General features: G+C 45.5%; 16 protein-coding genes. 13 read left to right on the forward strand and 3 right to left on the reverse strand.

Annotated elements, in window-relative coordinates; all coding sequences use genetic code 11:
- Window positions 1-89: 89 nt before the first annotated feature.
- From pfkB to ACHZES_RS00110, 10 genes are all read left to right on the forward strand, one after another.
- On the forward strand, window positions 90-1,007 hold the full coding sequence (gene pfkB / locus ACHZES_RS00065; RefSeq protein WP_395547389.1) for a 1-phosphofructokinase: 918 nt from the start codon (window positions 90-92) through the stop codon (window positions 1,005-1,007).
- A complete protein-coding gene (locus tag ACHZES_RS00070) occupies window positions 1,007-2,926 on the forward strand; it encodes a fructose-specific PTS transporter subunit EIIC (RefSeq protein WP_395547388.1) in 1,920 nt (639 codons plus the stop codon). The genes pfkB and ACHZES_RS00070 overlap by 1 nt, the downstream gene beginning before the upstream one ends.
- Window positions 2,927-3,082: 156 nt before the next feature.
- The gene (locus tag ACHZES_RS00075) at window positions 3,083-3,736 is read left to right on the forward strand and encodes an HAD family hydrolase (protein ID WP_395547387.1); all 654 of its coding nucleotides are present in this window, start codon (window positions 3,083-3,085) and stop codon (window positions 3,734-3,736) included.
- A 77-nt stretch (window positions 3,737-3,813) separates the two neighbouring features.
- A complete protein-coding gene (locus tag ACHZES_RS00080) occupies window positions 3,814-4,839 on the forward strand; it encodes an LCP family protein (RefSeq protein ID WP_395547386.1) in 1,026 nt (341 codons plus the stop codon).
- Between the two features lie 119 nt (window positions 4,840-4,958).
- The gene (locus ACHZES_RS00085; protein WP_395547385.1) at window positions 4,959-5,966 is read left to right on the forward strand and encodes a metal ABC transporter substrate-binding protein; all 1,008 of its coding nucleotides are present in this window, start codon (window positions 4,959-4,961) and stop codon (window positions 5,964-5,966) included.
- A complete protein-coding gene (locus tag ACHZES_RS00090) occupies window positions 5,963-6,667 on the forward strand; it encodes a metal ABC transporter ATP-binding protein (RefSeq protein WP_395547384.1) in 705 nt (234 codons plus the stop codon). The genes ACHZES_RS00085 and ACHZES_RS00090 overlap by 4 nt, the downstream gene beginning before the upstream one ends.
- A gap of 2 nt (window positions 6,668-6,669) precedes the next feature.
- Complete coding sequence (locus ACHZES_RS00095; protein WP_395547383.1) at window positions 6,670-7,533, forward strand: metal ABC transporter permease; 864 nt, start codon at window positions 6,670-6,672, stop codon at window positions 7,531-7,533.
- Window positions 7,534-7,546: 13 nt separating this feature from the next.
- Window positions 7,547-8,902 carry a TrkH family potassium uptake protein gene (locus ACHZES_RS00100; protein WP_395547382.1) on the forward strand — a complete coding sequence of 452 codons (1,356 nt, stop codon included), beginning with the start codon at window positions 7,547-7,549 and terminating at the stop codon, window positions 8,900-8,902.
- Between the two features lie 18 nt (window positions 8,903-8,920).
- Window positions 8,921-9,574 (forward strand): TrkA family potassium uptake protein, encoded by a 654-nt coding sequence (locus ACHZES_RS00105; RefSeq protein ID WP_038280641.1) that lies wholly within the window; start codon window positions 8,921-8,923, stop codon window positions 9,572-9,574.
- Window positions 9,575-9,595: 21 nt separating this feature from the next.
- Window positions 9,596-9,796: a hypothetical protein gene (locus tag ACHZES_RS00110; RefSeq protein ID WP_038280644.1), complete on the forward strand. Its 201-nt coding sequence runs from the start codon at window positions 9,596-9,598 to the stop codon at window positions 9,794-9,796.
- A 61-nt stretch (window positions 9,797-9,857) separates the two neighbouring features.
- Here the strand turns inward: ACHZES_RS00110 and ACHZES_RS00115 are convergent, their stop codons facing one another.
- On the reverse strand, window positions 9,858-10,883 hold the full coding sequence (locus tag ACHZES_RS00115; RefSeq protein ID WP_038280647.1) for a PTS transporter subunit IIC: 1,026 nt from the start codon (window positions 10,881-10,883) through the stop codon (window positions 9,858-9,860).
- Window positions 10,884-11,130: 247 nt separating this feature from the next.
- Between ACHZES_RS00115 and ACHZES_RS00120 the strand changes: the two genes are divergently transcribed.
- Together ACHZES_RS00120 and ACHZES_RS00125 are read left to right on the forward strand one after the other, a co-directional pair.
- A complete protein-coding gene (locus ACHZES_RS00120) occupies window positions 11,131-12,417 on the forward strand; it encodes a CobW family GTP-binding protein (protein WP_395547381.1) in 1,287 nt (428 codons plus the stop codon).
- Between the two features lie 87 nt (window positions 12,418-12,504).
- Window positions 12,505-13,440 carry a GTP-binding protein gene (locus tag ACHZES_RS00125; RefSeq protein ID WP_038280873.1) on the forward strand — a complete coding sequence of 312 codons (936 nt, stop codon included), beginning with the start codon at window positions 12,505-12,507 and terminating at the stop codon, window positions 13,438-13,440.
- Between the two features lie 117 nt (window positions 13,441-13,557).
- Here the strand turns inward: ACHZES_RS00125 and ACHZES_RS00130 are convergent, their stop codons facing one another.
- Both ACHZES_RS00130 and ACHZES_RS00135 read right to left on the reverse strand, forming a co-directional pair.
- Window positions 13,558-13,944 carry a glyoxalase/bleomycin resistance/extradiol dioxygenase family protein gene (locus ACHZES_RS00130; RefSeq protein WP_154520906.1) on the reverse strand — a complete coding sequence of 129 codons (387 nt, stop codon included), beginning with the start codon at window positions 13,942-13,944 and terminating at the stop codon, window positions 13,558-13,560.
- Window positions 13,945-14,155: 211 nt separating this feature from the next.
- Complete coding sequence (locus ACHZES_RS00135) at window positions 14,156-15,559, reverse strand: polysaccharide deacetylase family protein (RefSeq protein WP_395547379.1); 1,404 nt, start codon at window positions 15,557-15,559, stop codon at window positions 14,156-14,158.
- Window positions 15,560-15,747: 188 nt separating this feature from the next.
- Here ACHZES_RS00135 and ACHZES_RS00140 point away from each other — a divergent pair, with 188 nt between their 5' ends.
- Complete coding sequence (locus tag ACHZES_RS00140; RefSeq protein ID WP_395547378.1) at window positions 15,748-16,983, forward strand: D-alanyl-D-alanine carboxypeptidase family protein; 1,236 nt, start codon at window positions 15,748-15,750, stop codon at window positions 16,981-16,983.
- Window positions 16,984-17,053: the final 70 nt, after the last annotated feature.

Raw genomic sequence — 17,053 nt, forward strand, 5'->3', positions numbered from 1 at the left:
GAAGAAACATATTGACGAAATAAATCAATCGTAGTATATTGTAAAAGAGGGAAGAAATAAAATTTTATATATAAAAGGAGAGGTGACATATGATTTACACCGTAACATTTAATCCGGCATTGGATTATGTCGTAAGGGTAGATCACTTCGCACTGGGAGAAGTCAATAGAACGGAGCAGGAACGCATCTATTATGGGGGAAAAGGACTGAATGTATCTGCTGTTTTATCGACTCTGGGGTATGGAAATACCGCACTGGGCTTTGTGGCAGGGTTTACCGGAGATGAAATTGAACGGGGAGTCAAAGGACTGGGATTTCGGTCTGATTTCATCCGCGTAGAAAAGGGATTGTCAAGGATCAATGTGAAACTTAAATCCCAGGAAGAAACAGAGATCAACGGCATGGGTCCTGAGATCACCGGGGAAGACGTAACGCAGCTTTTTGAAAAGCTGGACCGTCTTACAGCAGGGGATGTGCTGGTTCTATCCGGAAGTATTCCCAAATCCATCAACGATGACATCTATGAGCGGATCATGGAGTCTTTAGACGGAAGGGGAGTCCGTATCGTGGTGGATGCGACGAAGGATTTGCTTATTAATGTACTTCCTTATCATCCGTTCCTTATTAAACCCAATAATCATGAGCTGGGCGAGATGTTTGGCGTAACCCTTCATGGCCCGGAGGAGATCATTGATTATGGAAAGCGCCTTAAGAAAAAAGGAGCCAGAAATGTACTGATTTCCATGGCAGGAGACGGAGCGATCCTGATTACGGAAGAAGAGGAAGTATTCCGGATGGGAGTGCCTAAGGGAACGGTGAAGAATTCCGTAGGAGCAGGAGATTCCATGGTGGCCGGATTTATTGCAGGTTACTTAGAAAACGGCAGCTTTGAGCATGCCCTGCGTTTAGGAAGCGCAGCGGGAAGCGCCAGTGCCTTTTCCGAGGGACTTGCCGGTAAGGAAGATATTATGAGACTGTATGAAAAATTATCAAAGGAGGGGTTTTGATGAGAATTTCAGATTTACTGAAAAAGGAAAGCATTGAACTGGGAGTAAAAGTTACCGGTAAGGAAGAGGCCATCGACAAGCTGGTCGGCTTAATGGAAGCTGGCGGAAGGCTTAAGGATAAGGCCGGATACAAGGAAGGGATTTTAAAAAGAGAAGCTCTGGGAAGTACGGCGGTAGGTGACGGAATCGCCATTCCCCATGCAAAGGTAGACGCAGTAAAGGAGCCGGGCCTTTCTGCAATGGTAGTGCCGGAGGGTGTGGATTATGAGGCTTTTGACGGTTCTCTTTCTCATTTGTTTTTCATGATCGCAGCGCCTGAGGGAGAAGCGGATGTTCACTTAGAGGCTTTATCCAGACTTTCCACTCTTCTCATGGATCCGGATTTTAAGAGTGATTTAACAAATGCCAGATCAAAGGAAGAATTTTTACAGCTCATTGATGATAAGGAATCAGAACGGTATCAGAAGAAAGAAGTAAAAGCCGAACAAACGAAAAAGGATTTCAGGGGTTATCAGGTTTTGGCAGTAACAGCATGTCCCACAGGAATTGCCCATACTTTTATGGCTGCAGAGAATTTAGAGCAGCAGGGGAAGAAGCTGGGGATTGCGCTTAAGGCGGAAACAAACGGTGCGGAAGGAGTTGGCAATGCTCTGACCAAAGAGGAGATTGCCGCAGCAGACGGTATCATCATAGCGGCGGATAAAAAGGTGGATATGGGCCGCTTTGACGGAAAGCGGGTGGTCATGGCTACTGTAACGGAAGGAATCCAAAAGGGAGAAGAACTGATCAAACGAGCGGTCAGTACGGAAACTCCTGTTTACCATCATTCCGGTTCCGCCTCCTCTTCAGAAAGCGGAGATCAGGAGAATGTCGGCCGCTCCATCTATAAACATTTGATGAACGGTGTATCCCACATGCTTCCGTTCGTGATCGGCGGAGGAATTTTGATCGCCCTGGCCTTCCTGTTTGATGATTATTCCATTGATCCATCTAATTTTGGTAAGAACACTCCTCTGGCTGCTTATTTAAAAACCATTGGGGAACAGGCCTTTGGAATGATGCTTCCGGTTTTGTCAGGATATATTGCCATGAGTATCGCAGACCGTCCCGGTCTGGCAGTTGGATTTGTCGGCGGGCTTATTGCTAAAATGGGCGCTACGTTTGCAAACCCGGCAGGGGGAAGCGTAAACTCAGGCTTTCTAGGTGCTTTGTTAGCCGGATTTATCGGCGGATACATCGTGATCATGCTGAAAAAGGCATTTAGTAAGCTTCCAAAGTCCCTGGAAGGAATCAAACCCGTTCTTTTGTATCCTTTAATCGGAATTTTCCTTGTAGCCGTGGTAACTACCTTTATTAATCCTTTTGTAGGCGCGATTAACGATGGACTTACGAGCCTGTTAAACGGAATGGGCGGTACCAGCAAGATCATTCTGGGAGTTGTCGTAGGAGGCATGATGTCCGTAGATATGGGCGGTCCTGTGAATAAGGCTGCTTATGTGTTTGGTACGGCTCAGCTGGCGGAAGGCAATTTTGATATTATGGCGGCTGTTATGGCCGGCGGTATGGTTCCGCCAATCGCCGTTGCTCTCTGCACCACATTTTTCAAAAAGAAATTTACAGAGAAAGAGCGTCAGTCCGGCGTGGTCAACTATATTATGGGATTATCCTTTATTTCTGAGGGTGCCATCCCCTTTGCAGCTGCTGACCCCATCCGTGTGATTCCTTCCTGTATTGTCGGTTCAGCCGTAGCGGGAGGCCTTTCTATGGCTCTTGGCTGTACTCTAAGGGCGCCTCATGGTGGAATCTTCGTCCTTCCTACCATTGGAAATCCCTTCGGATACCTGTTAGCCATTATAATTGGTTCTGCCGTAGGCTGTCTCGTAATGGCGGCATTAAAGAAGAATCTGGAAACAGAATAAGTTATTAAAAGCGCCCCTGCATAACGTCTGGGGCGCTTTATGCTTTCGTACAGTTATGGTTGGGGTGGATTTTTAGACGGTTATGTTCTATAATTTATAGTAGCAGGACAGATTCGCCAAAGGATTAAGCAGAAAGAGAACTGGAAGGAGAACATTATGTACCAATGCTGTATATTTGATCTGGACGGAACCATTATCAACACCATACATTCCCTGGCTTATAGCATAAGCCTTACCATGGAGCATTTTGGCTATGGGCCGATTGATGAGGATCACACCAAGAAGTTTGTAGGTGATGGATTTAAAAAGCTGGTAGAACGGGCCCTTATTTATTCGGGAGATGATAATCTGTCCCATTATGAGGAAGCTCTTGCATTTTATGAGGATACCTTTGAGAAAAACTGCCTTTACAAGGTGGAGCCTTACGAAGGGATGAAAGAGCTTTTAACATTCCTTAAGGGTAAAGGAATCAAGATCGGGGTTCTGACCAACAAAGGCCATGAACGGGCCGTTGAATGCGTGGAAGCCGTTTACGGCAAAGGATTTTTTGATTTAATTACCGGGGAAGGCAATGGAGTCAAAACGAAACCCGATCCTTCGGGCGCCTTTATGACAGCAGAATATTTTCATGCAAAGCCTTCGGAATGCCTTTACTTTGGAGATACCAATACCGATATGAGGACAGGTATCAATGCCGGAATGGACACGGCAGCCGTGACCTGGGGTTTTCGTGATCGTGCGGAGCTGGAAGCATTTCATCCTAGGTACATCATAAATCATCCCAGTGAGATCAAGTATGTTTTTGAATAAAATTTCAAAATAAAGGGAAATTAAGGAGAGATATGAATGAATATCTCTTCTTTTTATTTGACAATACGGGAGGAACCATGACTAGACAACATTTAAAATGGGGATTGATTATGATAGCGGCCGTCTGGGCCGCGTTAATTGGGACAATGTTAGGATACGCATGGAATATCATGCATATGCCCAATGCTCCAAAGGTACAGATGCCTCAGCTTCAAAATACGAATATCAGCATTGAGACCCAGGAAAAGATGGAGGGCTTCTGGACGGTAGCGGTGTTTGGCGTGGATTCCAGGGAGGGAACTTTGGGAAAAGGGACCAGATCGGATATGCAGATGATCCTAAATGTAGATCTTGGGACAGGAGAAATACGCATTGTTTCAGTCTACCGGGACACCTATTTACGGATAGATGATAAGGAGCGTTATGATAAGATCAATGAGGCATATTTTAGAGGAGGACCGAAACAGGCCATAGAGGCTTTAAAGGATAATCTGGATTTGACCATTGACGATTACGCATCATTTAGCTGGAAGGCCGTTGCTGATGCCATTAATCTTCTGGGAGGGATTGATGTAGATATCAGCCATGAGGAATTTCGGGTGATTAACGGCTTTATTACGGAAACGGTGGAATCAACGGGTGTAGGCTCCCATCACTTAAAAAAGGAAGGACCTAATCACTTAGATGGGGTCCAGGCGGTTGCCTATGCTAGGCTGAGGAAAATGGATACGGACTTTAAGCGGACGGAGAGACAGAGAGAGGTAGTCGACTTAGCACTTAAAAAGGCGAGGGAAGCGGATGCTGCAACTTTAAGCAAAGTGGCTGCTGCTGTATTTCCCCAGATATCCACCAGTGTCGGAATGAAGGATATCCTTCCTCTCATGAAGAATATCAAAAGGTTTCACATGACTGATACGGAAGGATTTCCATCAAAGCTTAAGGATGTCATGATCGGTAAAAGAGACTGTGTTGTCCCTGTGACCCTGGAATCTAATGTAATAAGGCTTCATCAGTTCCTCTTTGATGATGAAATTTATGAGCCTTCCGATACGGTAAAAGAGATCAGCAGACAGATTGAGCTACGGATAAAAAATAAGAAATAATAGGTGTTTGGCCTGTAGAGGCAGGAGGAAGTTTTACTTCCCATGTCTTTTGCAGGCCTTTTCTAATTTAAATAAAAACTGTCCTTTTCCTTCTGAATAAAATGTGCTATACTATGCAGATGGAATCAGATAGGAGAATAAAAATGAATAAAAAAAGCTTAAAAAAACTCCTGTTTCTATGCCTTGCAATTCCTTTTGCAACCGTATCATTATGGGGCTGCAGCAGAAATGACAGGCCTTCAAATACGGGAGAATCTAAGCTCAAGGTTGTGACGACCCTGTTTCCATATTACGATTTTACAAGACAGGTGGCCGGTGACAAAGTGGAGCTGACCATGGTGGTTCCGGCAGGAATGGACAGCCATTCCTTTGAGCCAACTCCTGCAGATGTGCAGGTCATCCGGGATGCAGACGTTTTAATATGCAACGGCGGTGCCCTGGAGCACTGGCTTTCCCAGGTCTTAAGTGCAGTTGATTCCGATTCGATGACTGTTCTCACGGGAATGGACCAGGTGAATGCGGTGCAGGAAGAGCTGGTGGAAGGAATGGAAGAAGAAAAACACCAGGAAGACGATGACGGTCATGGCGATCATATAGAATATGATGAACATATCTGGACTTCTCCTGTGAATGCCATGATTTTGGTAGAGTCGATCCGGGATACCCTTTCTGAAAAAGATCCGGAAAACCGGAGTTATTATGAGGAGAGAGCAAAGTCATACCTTGAAAAGCTTAAAAAACTTGACGATGAGTTCCGTAAGGTTGCAGAAAATAAAAAGCGGGATATGATCGTTGTAGGAGATAAATTTCCGTTCCGTTATCTTGCGGATGAATACGGTCTGTCTTACCGGGCAGCGTTTTCCGGCTGCAGCACGGATACGGAGCCCAGCGCCAGAACCATTGCATATCTCATTGATAAAATGCGTTTGGAACAGATTCCGGTGGTCTATTACTTAGAGCTTTCCAGCCACCGGGTGTCTGAGATCATTGCAGAGGAGACAGGGGCAGAACCCCTTTTGCTTCATTCCTGCCACAATGTTTCAAGAAGAGAGTTTGACAGCGGTGTCACCTATCTTGACCTGATGGAGCAGAATGTGATTAATTTAAAAAGAGGATTGGATGAATGAACCCATTAATACAATGCAGTCATGTGGATTTTGGATATGAGAACCAGGATGCTGTGGTGGATGTGACTATGGACGTAAATCCAGGAGACTATGTCTGCATCGTGGGAGAGAACGGCTCCGGAAAAAGTACTTTAATGAAGGGACTTTTAGGGCTGTTAAAGCCCACAGACGGCGTCATATCCGTGTCCGATGAATTGAGAAGGAGCGGGATCGGCTACCTGCCTCAGCAGACTGCAGCTCAAAAGGATTTTCCGGCAACGGTCCGTGAGGTGGTCTTATCCGGCTGTTTAAGCCGCAGAGGAAATTGGCCCTTTTATTCTGGAAATGAAAAAAAGCTTGCAGTTAAAAATATGGAGCGGTTAGGAATTATAGGCATTGCCGGAAAATGCTACCGTGAATTATCAGGAGGCCAGCAGCAGAGAACCTTGATTGCAAGAGCTCTTTGTGCCACGGATAAGCTTCTGATTATGGATGAGCCCATTACAGGTCTGGACCCTTCAGCCATCGCGGAATTTTATGAGATAATCCGCAAATTGAATCGTGAGGAGGGGGTTGCCATTCTAATGGTATCCCATGATGTCGCCACGGTTGTAAAAGAGGCGGATAAAATCCTTCATTTGAAACGGGAGGTCCTGTTCTACGGGACGACAAAAGAGTATTTAAAAAGTAATGCCGGATATATTTACACAGGAGGTGCGTAAAGATGGAACTGCTTCGTGAAATGCTGTCCTATCCGTTTTTGGTCCGGGCTTTGGCAGGAGGGATCCTGGTTTCTTTATGTGCTTCTCTTCTAGGAGTCAGCCTGGTGTTAAAACGGTATTCCATGATTGGTGACGGACTGTCTCATGTCTCCTTTGGTGCTTTGTCTTTTGCAGTGGCTTTTGGCTGGTCTCCGTTAAGGGTATCCGTACCGGTGGTGGTAGTGGCAGCATTTTTCCTGCTGCGCATCCGGTCCAACGGAAAGATGAAAAGTGATGCAGCCATTGCCATGATATCTGCCGTAGCACTGGCAGCTGGCATTATCGTTACTTCCATGACGACTGGAATGACCACAGATGTAAGCAGCTATATGTTTGGAAGCATACTGGCCATGAGTAAAGAGGATGTCCGTTTAAGCGTAATTTTGTCCGTTCTTGTGCTGGGACTGTTTTTGATTTGTTATAATAAGATTTTTGCGGTGACCTTTGACGAAAACTTTGCAAGGGCAACGGGAGTGAACGTATCCTGGTATAATGTTTTGATTGCGGTCTTGACCGCCGTAACCATAGTACTGGGTATGAGGATGATGGGAGCCATGCTGATCTCCAGTCTCATAATTTTCCCTTCCCTTACCTCTATGCGGGTGTTTAAAAGCTTCCGGGGAGTCGTAATATCTTCCGGAATTTTATCAGTCGTGTGCTTTGTGATCGGCATGATGGCATCGTACCGTTATTCTACCCCGGCGGGAGCCAGCGTGGTGATAGTGAATTTGGCGGCATTTCTGATTTTTTCAGCTGCAGATTATGTGGTAAGAATGAACCGGGCCGATAAAAAAGTGGGACATGGGCTCGCAGGAAAAGAGGAATGACAGTGAGATGAATATGGAAGAAAAAAGATTAAAGCGTGCCAGGCGGCACGTGAGTCAGACACAGTTTATTGCTTATGGATTTTTTTGTCTGATCTTAACAGGAGCCCTGCTTTTGATGCTCCCCATATCCAGCAGGGATGGACAGTCGGAAGATTTTTTAAGCTGCCTGTTCACAGCTACCAGCGCATCCTGTGTGACGGGACTGATCGTCAGGGATACATGGACCCAGTGGTCTTTGTTTGGACAGATGGTGATAATAACAATGATACAAATCGGAGGCCTTGGATTTGTCACCGTGGGCGTGTTTATCTCCATTGTGCTCAGGCGGAAGATCGGGTTAAAAGAGAGAGGGCTTTTGCAGGAAAGCGTAAATACATTACAGATCGGCGGAGTTGTAAGGCTGGCGAAAGGGATTATCAAAGGAACCTTTCTCATTGAAGGAACAGGAGCCATTCTTCTGGCCTTTCGTTTTATTCCTAAATACGGGTTCTGGAGAGGATCGTTTTATGGAATTTTCCACGCCATATCAGCCTTCTGCAATGCGGGATTTGACTTAATGGGAAATCAGAAACCTTTTAATTCCTTAGTCGCTTATTACAATGACTGGTTGGTGAATTTAGTCATTATGTCTTTAATCATCGTAGGCGGCATCGGTTTTATCGTGTGGGAAGATATCTATCGGAATAAGCTTCACTTTAAAAAATATATGCTGCATACCAAAATGGTTTTGGTGAGTACCACTGTTCTGGTATTTGGAGGAGGATTTCTTTTCTATCTGCTGGAACGGAACAATCTTTTGGTGGGGATGAATGCAAGCGGACAGATTTTAACCTCCCTGTTCAGCTCCGTAACTGCAAGGACAGCCGGTTTTAATACCACTGATACGGCATCATTGACCGACGGGAGTAAGCTCCTTACCATAATCCTCATGTTCATCGGAGGAAGCCCCGGATCAACAGCGGGAGGAATTAAGACCACAACAATTTTTGTCCTTCTTATGTGCGTGCATTCCAATATCAAGCAGACCTACGGGGTCAATATCTTTGGAAGGCGTCTGGAAGAGGGTGTGATCAAGCGTGCAGGCGCTATTTTAACCATCAACTTGTTTTTGGCTCTTTCAGCTTCCCTGGCTATTATGGCTATTCAGCCTCTGGGATTTTCGGACATACTGTTTGAAACGGCATCAGCCATTGGAACGGTAGGTATGACCACAGGCATCACCAGGGATCTTTATTCCGTATCAAAGGTGATCATTATTATCCTCATGTACAGCGGAAGAATCGGAAGCTTGTCCTTTGCCCTGGCATTTGCTCAGAGTCAGCGCAAGGCTCATGTGGAACAAGTAGCAGAAACCATCAATGTGGGTTAAAGGAAAGGGAGTAAAATCATGAAATCAGTATTAATTATTGGACTTGGCCGGTTTGGCCATCATCTGTGTCTTAATATGGCAAGGCTTGGAAATGATGTTATGGTTGTGGATCAAAAGGAAGAGTGCTTAGAAGACTTACTTCCTTATGTTACCAGTGCAAAGATTGGTGACTGCACCAATGAAACAGTATTAAAAAGCTTGGGAATCGCCAATTTCGATTTGTGTTTTGTATGTATTGGAACGAATTTTCAGAGCAGCCTGGAGATCACCAGTCTGGTCAAAGAGCTGGGAGGCAGGAGAGTGATCAGCAAGGCAAACCGTGATATTCATGCCAAATTCCTGTTAAGAAACGGAGCGGATGAAGTCATTTATCCGGACCGTGACATTGCAGAAAAACTGGCTGTCCGTTACAGTACAGACCATGTGTTTGACTATATTGAACTAACTCCGGAATATTCTATTTACGAGATCCCACCTCTTCCGGAATGGGTGCATAAATCCATAAGAGAAGTTGATATCAGAAACCGTTACCATATCAGTGTCCTGGGAATCAAGCGGGAAGGCAGAGCCCAGCTCATGCCGCCTGCAGATTATGTGATCCAGCCTCAGGAACATTTGATGGTGATTGGCAAAAGAGAGCATATTGAGCATATACTAAAGGAACTAAAGTAAAGAAGCGATAGGAGGTTTGTTATGCCTGCATGGTTAGCTTCTAATGGTTCGACTCTTCTGGTAGCCCTTGTCCTATTGGTGCTGGTGTTTATATCAGTGAGACAATATATAAAAAATAAGGGAAGAGGCGGTTGCGGACATTGCAGTGGATGCTGCGGCAATTGCAGCGGAGGCTGCGGTCACTGCGCCTTTGGAAATGCAGAAGATGAAAAGAAGGAATGAGTAAGAGTATAAATCGAAAGGAGGATGCCCATTTGTTTTGGGGCATCCTCCCTTCGATTTTTTATTTTAAATCTAATTTTAAGTCCCCGAATTTAATCCAGCCGATTTTTCTAAGTATTTCTCCAAACAAAAGAGTGAGAATGGCAGGCAGAAGAAAACAGACCATGAGGATTCCAAGCCACATAAAGGGCCCGCCTTTCATCGCCGTGTAGATGCCGATGGGGCCTACCAGCCCGCAGGTGCCCATGCCGGAGCCGGCCGGAATGTTTTTTAGTTTAAATACCATGGTGGCTATGGGGCCGGTTATCATGGAAGTCAGGGTGGGGGCGATCCAGACCTTTGGATTTTTCACGATGTTTCCCATCTGCAGCATACTGGTGCCAAGGCCCTGGGCCATAAGACCGCCGACCCCGTTTTCCCGGAAGGAAAGGACGGCAAAGCCAATCATCTGAGCACAGCATCCGGCTGTGGCAGCTCCCCCTGCCAGGCCGTCAAGGGATAAGGCGATACAGATAGCAGCACTGCTGATGGGCAAGGTGAGGGCGATGCCGATCAGGGCGGATACCAGGATTCCCATAAACAATGGCTGCAGCTCAGTAGCTGTTTTTACAAGAACGCCAAACCAGTTCATGAAGCTTGCTACGCCTGGTCCCACGGTCTGTGCAATTAAGACTCCGGAAATGATGGTTACTCCGGGGGTGACCAGAATGTCCAGCCGTGTTTCCTTTGAAACGATCTTTCCAAGTTCCGTGGCAACCACCGTTGCAGCGAGAGCACCCACAGGACCGCCAAGAGCGTTGCCGGCAATTCCCACGGTTGCTGCGGAAAAAAGGACCAGGGCAGGGGCGTGGAGGGCATAGGCGATGGCAACTCCCAGAGCCGCTCCGGTAGCACTTTTTGCGTATTCCGCGATCACGTTGAAAATAGTGAGATTGAATTGCTGTCCCAGAGTACCAAATATGGTTCCGATCAAAAGAGACGCAAAAAGGCCAAATGCCATAGCACCCAATGCATCAATGAGATAGGTCTGGACAGTAATTGTGACGTTTTTCCTTTTCAGGAACTCTTTTACGCCGCATTTTTCCATATTGTAAATCTCCTTTAAATAGTTTGGTGCACACATTTGACCATTGTCAAAGCAGTTGTCATGTATTCTACCATAAAATAATCGGATTTCAAGGTTTTTTGTAAAATTTCGTAAAAGTTGATAATTATTTAACAATAACTGATGGAAAAACCAATGGGCCTCTGCTTGACTTTGTTTTAAGTTTGTGACACAATAAATAAATGTAATTTCATGCAAAACCCTGAAAAGAAAAGAGGTACGTTTCGATATGACGAAAATTGACATTATTTCCGGTTTCCTTGGAGCCGGAAAAACTACTTTTATTAAGAAGCTGCTGCAGGAAGCCATCGCTGGAGAGCAGGTTGCCCTGATTGAAAATGAATTTGGTGAGATCGGTATTGACGGAGGTTTTTTAAAGGATGCGGGTGTTGAGATCCGGGAAATGAATTCCGGCTGTATCTGCTGTTCTTTGGTAGGTGATTTCGGAAAGTCCCTTGAAGAGGTGCTGACCAAATACCACCCGGACCGTGTGATTATTGAGCCGTCGGGCGTTGGGAAATTATCCGATGTAATGAAAGCGGTTATAGACGTTGCTTCTGAAGTGGAAGTGACCTTAAACAGCGCAGTCACCATCGTGGATGCCCAAAAATGCAGGATGTATAGAAAAAACTTTGGAGAGTTTTTCAATAACCAGATCGAAAATGCAGGAACCATCGTATTAAGCCGTACCGATATTGCTCCTGCCGACAAGGTGGATCAGGCACTCCAGATCATTCGGGAGCTAAATCCAAATGCGTCTGTAGTGACGACTCCTTGTGATGAATTGAGCGGAAAACAGCTTCTTGAGATTATAGAAAAACCGGACACCATGGCAGAGGATTTGATGAAAGAAGTGAAAGAACACCGCCATCATCATGAAGAAGGCTGCGGCTGCGGAGGCCATCATCATGACCACGAGCACGGTGAGGAATGCGGCTGCGGAAGCCACGATCATGACCATGAGCATGGTGAGGGCTGCGGCTGCGGAGGCCATCATCATGACCATGAGCACGGTGAGGAATGCGGCTGCGGAGGCCACGATCATGACCATGAGCATGGTGAGGGCTGCGGCTGCGGAGGTCATCATCATGACCACGAGCACGGTGAGGAATGCGGCTGCGGAGGCCACAATCATGACCATGAGGAGTCAGAATGCGGCTGTGGCGGTCATCATCATGACCATCACCATGATCATGGTGAGGAATGTGGCTGCGGCCACGATCATGACCATCATGCGGATGAAGTATTCAGCAGCTGGGGCTTAGAGAATGTGGCTCCTATGAGCAAAGAAGAGCTGGACAAGATCCTTGATGAACTGGCTTATGGAGATGGTTATGGAGATGTACTTCGTGCCAAGGGAATGATTCCGGGTGAGGAAAAAGGTACATGGCTTTACTTTGATCTGGTGCCGGAGCAATACGAGATCCGGGACGGAGCACCGGAATATACCGGTAAGGTCTGCGTGATCGGAGCGAATTTAAAGGAAGAGGAACTTAAGAAGTCCTTTGATAGATAAAAAGAATGGTGGGAACCCCATACAGGGATACCTATATGCCCTGAAAAAGAGGGCAGGAAAGAGGGAACCATGAGCAACACAGATAGAATGGAAGACGACTTTATGCCGGTATTCCTCATCAATGGATTTTTGGAATCTGGAAAAACCCAGTTCCTTCAGTTTACCATGGAACAGGATTATTTTAAGTCTGACGAGAAAACGCTGTTAATTGTTTGCGAAGACGGTGAAACCGAATATGACCAGTCCCTGTTAAAGCGCAACAGGACAGCGGGAATATTTATAGAAAGCATAGAGGAACTGAACCCGGAGAGACTTTTAGAACTGGAACTGCTTTATAATCCGGAGCGGGTTTTGATCGAATGGAATGGAATGTGGAATCTGGATGAGCTGAAGCTTCCTGATGATTGGAGAATCTATCAGCAGATTACCCTGATTGATATGTCCACCTTTGAATTGTATGCTGCCAATATGAAGCCTTTGCTGTATTCCATGGTCCGTAATTCGGAGATGGTTATTTGCAACCGCTGTGACGGAATCGAAGATTTATCCGGTTACCGGCGGACCCTTAAGGCCATGTGCCCCAAGGGAGAGATTGTATTTGAAGATTCTGAGGGAGAGGTTAATGAGATCCCTGAGGAAGAGCTGCCTTATGATATGAGTGCCGATGTGGTGAGCATTTCACCGGAGGCCTATGGAATCTGGTACCTTGATTGTATGGAAAGACGGGACCGTTATGAGGGAAAGACTGTGGAATTTACCGCTATGGTTTTGAAGACTCCTGATTTTCCGAAAAATTATTTTGTGCCAGGGCGTATGGCAATGACCTGCTGCGAGGATGATATGACCTTTTTAGGTTTTGTCACCAAGGCAAGGGAAGCCAGGGAACTGGAAACAAAGCAATGGGTCCGTGTCAAGGCAAAGATTGCATATGAGTTCTGGAGGGATTATGACGGAGAAGGCCCCGTATTGTATGCGGAGTCTGTGGTTCCGGCTCAGCCAATTAAGGGATTTGTGCAGTTTTAGAGAAGAAACTGGGAATATTTGAAGATTGTTACCAGTGACATAATTTAGGATGACAGAAAGCCGCCCTGATGACAGAAAATCAGTAGGGCGGCCTTTTTGTGTGATAGATTAAGGCAGTTAAACAAATAAGCACCACCTGATTCCATATTTATCAATAAAATCTGTCATCAGAGAACTGAATTCACATGGCGCAAGCGGCATAAGAATTTTAGCATCCTTTTTTAGTATCTCATATGCTTTTCTCACCTTATCCTCATTTCCTTCCCCATAATGCAAACAGAACTGCATGACATTGCCTGTAACCGTTTCTTCGTCGATTATGGCATATTCTGAGTTTCTTTCTGCCACAGCAAGTATATGTCCTTGAATATCAAGCTCGGCATGAAAAAATGTTCCGTCACTATTTGGATAACTGCTTATAAGAACAGCATCAAAAGCCTTTTGATAAAGAGCCACAGCTTCATCACTTCTTGTAACGTATGCCTGCATTAATGATCTTATCATAAAAAACCTCCTATGTATGGGGCCTGGTGGGACATGTTCAGCCTATTGCAAACTTCAGACTATTTATAAGTTACCGATCTCTATTTCTGGTTTTTACTATAACATAGTCTGGTTTCTTTATCAATTTTTAATTAATCCCCGTTTTTAATAAAATGCATTAGACAGAAAAAAGCCGTAGAACTTTAAAAAGTCTACGGCTTTTAAAAACTGTTTACATTGGAGGAACCGGTGTCGGTCTTGCCGGATCAAAAACATCAGAAACATTAAATAGATCCGTTAAGCTGTTGGGATAATAAAACATCCGGTACCCATCAAGGTTTCTGCGGGCCTGGCGGAAGTAGTCAGTGCCCATCTGCATCCAGGTAGGTTTGCTGGCGTCTACGTTACAGAAATAACGGAAGCCAAGTGATTTTAAATATGTAAAACGTTCATTATCATTGGTGTAAGGGGTCCAGCTTCCGATATCGCTTCCAAAGGGGAAGAGGATAATATCTGTGGGTCCGGTTAAGGACTCAACGTTGCGTTTCCATTTGTCGCTGTCCGCTTTAAAATGGTTCATGGATATTGTTCCCATATTCCGGTGTCCCCAGCTGTGGGAGGACAGCTCCCAGCCATGATCCTTTAAGGCCTGGGCTACTTTTGCAGCCTGTTCCCGGTCTGCTTCATAATTGGGATTGGTGTCCTTGTAGGATTCATCTGTCCGGTATCCTAGGATCCCGTTGTAACCGGTAAAGGCCAGAATTCCACGTGCTCCTTTGTAGGAGAAATCTGGATGGGTTTTTATGAAGTTTTCAAGAATCGGAACCAGGTCATAATCACCTACGGAAACGCTGCCGTCAGCCATTGTCATCTCGCAGGTGGGGTATCCATCTTCTCCGATAACCATGCGGGTAGCAAAGCCGTCATCTTGCATATATTCGTAATAGCAGACATCATCCTGTGACAGGACAAAAGCTTTCTTGCCTGGAGGAAGCATGATATCTCCATAAACAAATTTGGGATTGCCATTCTCATCTTTCGTCTCATATGCAACATCATGAATCTTCACAAGAACATATCCCTTGTCATACATGGACTGCATCATCTTAAGAAATTCCGATTTGGTAGTCATCATTTGGTTATAGCCCGCCTGCTTGGAATCTCCATCAAAAGCTTTTGAAGTATCTATGATAAGAGAATGAAAGAAAACATGGGTGACATCCTGAGGATTGAACCGTACCAGGGCCTCCTTGTCGGTATTATAACCTGCAATGGCAGAGGTCACTTCCTCGTTTGCGCTAAATTCGGGGTCAGACTGTAGAAGAGTAATTGCCCCATCATAATCGTATCCCAAAGCAAGAGCATCCGCCTGGGAAAGGAGGGCCTTTAATTTTTCTTCACTGGCTTGTTCGCTTGTAGTCTCTTCGGCGGAATCCGGAGTTCCTTCATCGGAAGGGAGTTCTGCGACGGAAGTATCGGCAGGCAATGCCTTGTTTTTCACCCGTTTGCTAATCGCAATCCCGCATAAAGTCAAAACGGCAACGATTAAAATTCCAATAAGAGCAATCAGGATAACCTGCAGTGTATGGTTCCGCCCTCCGCCAGTGTTTCGTCCACGAAAGTCATGTCTGTTCATAGTACAACCTCTTAATTCTGTAGTATTGGGGCAGTATTGATAGATTTTAAACATACCCTGTACAAGTATAGCATACTTTACCAGAAGATGAAACGAAAAGATGGTAATTATTTTTGGAAAAAATGGCATATGTAAGGGAAGCAGTCCCATACAATGGTACAAAGGAATTTTAGGGGATCGTGTATCATATGAAGAGAGTTACGGCATTTGTTTTAAGCTGTCTTCTGTTGTTTTTCTGTTTATGCTTTCCGGCAGCAGGGCAAGAGCCGGATGTGACAGTAGCCTCGGACATGATTATCCAGGCAGAAGAGGCGAAACGGGTAAATTCGGAGGGCGGTCCGGCTTTGCAGTCTCCCAGCGCCGTTCTGATGGAAGCGTCAACCGGACAGATTATTTATGAAAAGAACGCGGATGAAAAAAGGAGCCCGGCGAGCATTACGAAAATTATGACTTTGATCCTTATTTTTGATGCGTTGGATTCCGGTAAAATTAAGCTGACCGATGAGGTTGTGACCAGCGCCCACGCAAAGTCCATGGGAGGCTCCCAGGTTTTCCTGGAAGAAGGGGAAGTGCAGACGGTGGAAACCCTGATCAAGTGCATTGTTATCGCTTCGGGTAATGACGCCTCCGTAGCCATGGCAGAATACATAGCAGGAACAGAAGACGAATTTGTTAAGATGATGAACGAGCGTGCGGCAGGACTTGGGATGACAAACACTCATTTTGAAGATTGCTGCGGACTTACCGAGTCCGGCACCCATGTGACTACGGCTAAAGATATTGCGTTGATGTCCAGAGAATTAATCACCAAATATCCGCAGATCCATAATTATTCTACGATCTGGATGGAGAACATCACCCATGTGACAAAGCAGGGAACAAAGGAATTCGGCCTTTCCAATACCAACAAGCTTTTAAAGATGGCAACGAATTTCACGGTGACCGGTTTAAAGACAGGGTCCACATCAGTGGCAAAGTATTGTCTTTCTGCAACAGCGGAAAAGGATGGGGTCCGCCTCATTGCTTCCATTATGGCAGCTCCGGATTACAAAGTCCGGTTCGCCGATGCCCAGACTCTGCTTAACTATGGATATGCCAATTGCAAGCTGTATGAGGATAAGGAGATGCTTCCACTTCCGGATATGGTGGTTGATAATGGAGTCACGGATCAGGTTCCGTTGAAATATGGTGGGTCCTTTTCTTATTTGAGCCTTAAGGGAGAAGATTTCCAGGCTATTGAGAAGAAGCTGGAGCTGGCACCTTCCATCTCTGCACCGGTGGAGGAAGGACAGAAGGCTGGAAACATTATTTATTCCCTTGGAGGAAAACGGATCGGAGAAGTTCCCATATTAACTGCTGAGTCAGTCAGGGAAGCCAAATTTGCCGATTATTTTAAGCGCCTTTGGAAGGCCTTTAACTTATAGCATATTCATGGATAAACACTGCCCTGTAAGCGGTACACAAAAAAACTGTGTACCGTTTACAGGGTATTTT

Source organism: Lacrimispora sanguinis (assembly GCF_044987295.1).
GTDB classification, from domain to species: domain Bacteria; phylum Bacillota; class Clostridia; order Lachnospirales; family Lachnospiraceae; genus Lacrimispora; species Lacrimispora celerecrescens_B.

Bases quoted from the DNA above. Each gene is read 5' to 3' on its own strand.
- ACHZES_RS00095 (WP_395547383.1), top strand. From the start codon at position 6,670: ATGGAACTGCTTCGTGAAATGCTGTCCTATCCGTTTTTGGTCCGGGCT.
- ACHZES_RS00090 (WP_395547384.1), top strand. From the start codon at position 5,963: ATGAACCCATTAATACAATGCAGTCATGTGGATTTTGGATATGAGAAC.
- ACHZES_RS00140 (WP_395547378.1), top strand. From the start codon at position 15,748: ATGAAGAGAGTTACGGCATTTGTTTTAAGCTGTCTTCTGTTGTTTTTC.
- pfkB (WP_395547389.1), top strand. From the start codon at position 90: ATGATTTACACCGTAACATTTAATCCGGCATTGGATTATGTCGTAAGG.
- ACHZES_RS00085 (WP_395547385.1), top strand. From the start codon at position 4,959: ATGGAATCAGATAGGAGAATAAAAATGAATAAAAAAAGCTTAAAAAAA.
- ACHZES_RS00115 (WP_038280647.1), bottom strand. From the start codon at position 10,883: ATGGAAAAATGCGGCGTAAAAGAGTTCCTGAAAAGGAAAAACGTCACA.
- ACHZES_RS00120 (WP_395547381.1), top strand. From the start codon at position 11,131: ATGACGAAAATTGACATTATTTCCGGTTTCCTTGGAGCCGGAAAAACT.
- ACHZES_RS00135 (WP_395547379.1), bottom strand. From the start codon at position 15,559: ATGAACAGACATGACTTTCGTGGACGAAACACTGGCGGAGGGCGGAAC.
- ACHZES_RS00100 (WP_395547382.1), top strand. From the start codon at position 7,547: ATGGAAGAAAAAAGATTAAAGCGTGCCAGGCGGCACGTGAGTCAGACA.
- ACHZES_RS00080 (WP_395547386.1), top strand. From the start codon at position 3,814: ATGACTAGACAACATTTAAAATGGGGATTGATTATGATAGCGGCCGTC.
- ACHZES_RS00075 (WP_395547387.1), top strand. From the start codon at position 3,083: ATGTACCAATGCTGTATATTTGATCTGGACGGAACCATTATCAACACC.
- ACHZES_RS00070 (WP_395547388.1), top strand. From the start codon at position 1,007: ATGAGAATTTCAGATTTACTGAAAAAGGAAAGCATTGAACTGGGAGTA.
- ACHZES_RS00105 (WP_038280641.1), top strand. From the start codon at position 8,921: ATGAAATCAGTATTAATTATTGGACTTGGCCGGTTTGGCCATCATCTG.
- ACHZES_RS00130 (WP_154520906.1), bottom strand. From the start codon at position 13,944: ATGATAAGATCATTAATGCAGGCATACGTTACAAGAAGTGATGAAGCT.
- ACHZES_RS00125 (WP_038280873.1), top strand. From the start codon at position 12,505: ATGGAAGACGACTTTATGCCGGTATTCCTCATCAATGGATTTTTGGAA.
- ACHZES_RS00110 (WP_038280644.1), top strand. From the start codon at position 9,596: ATGCCTGCATGGTTAGCTTCTAATGGTTCGACTCTTCTGGTAGCCCTT.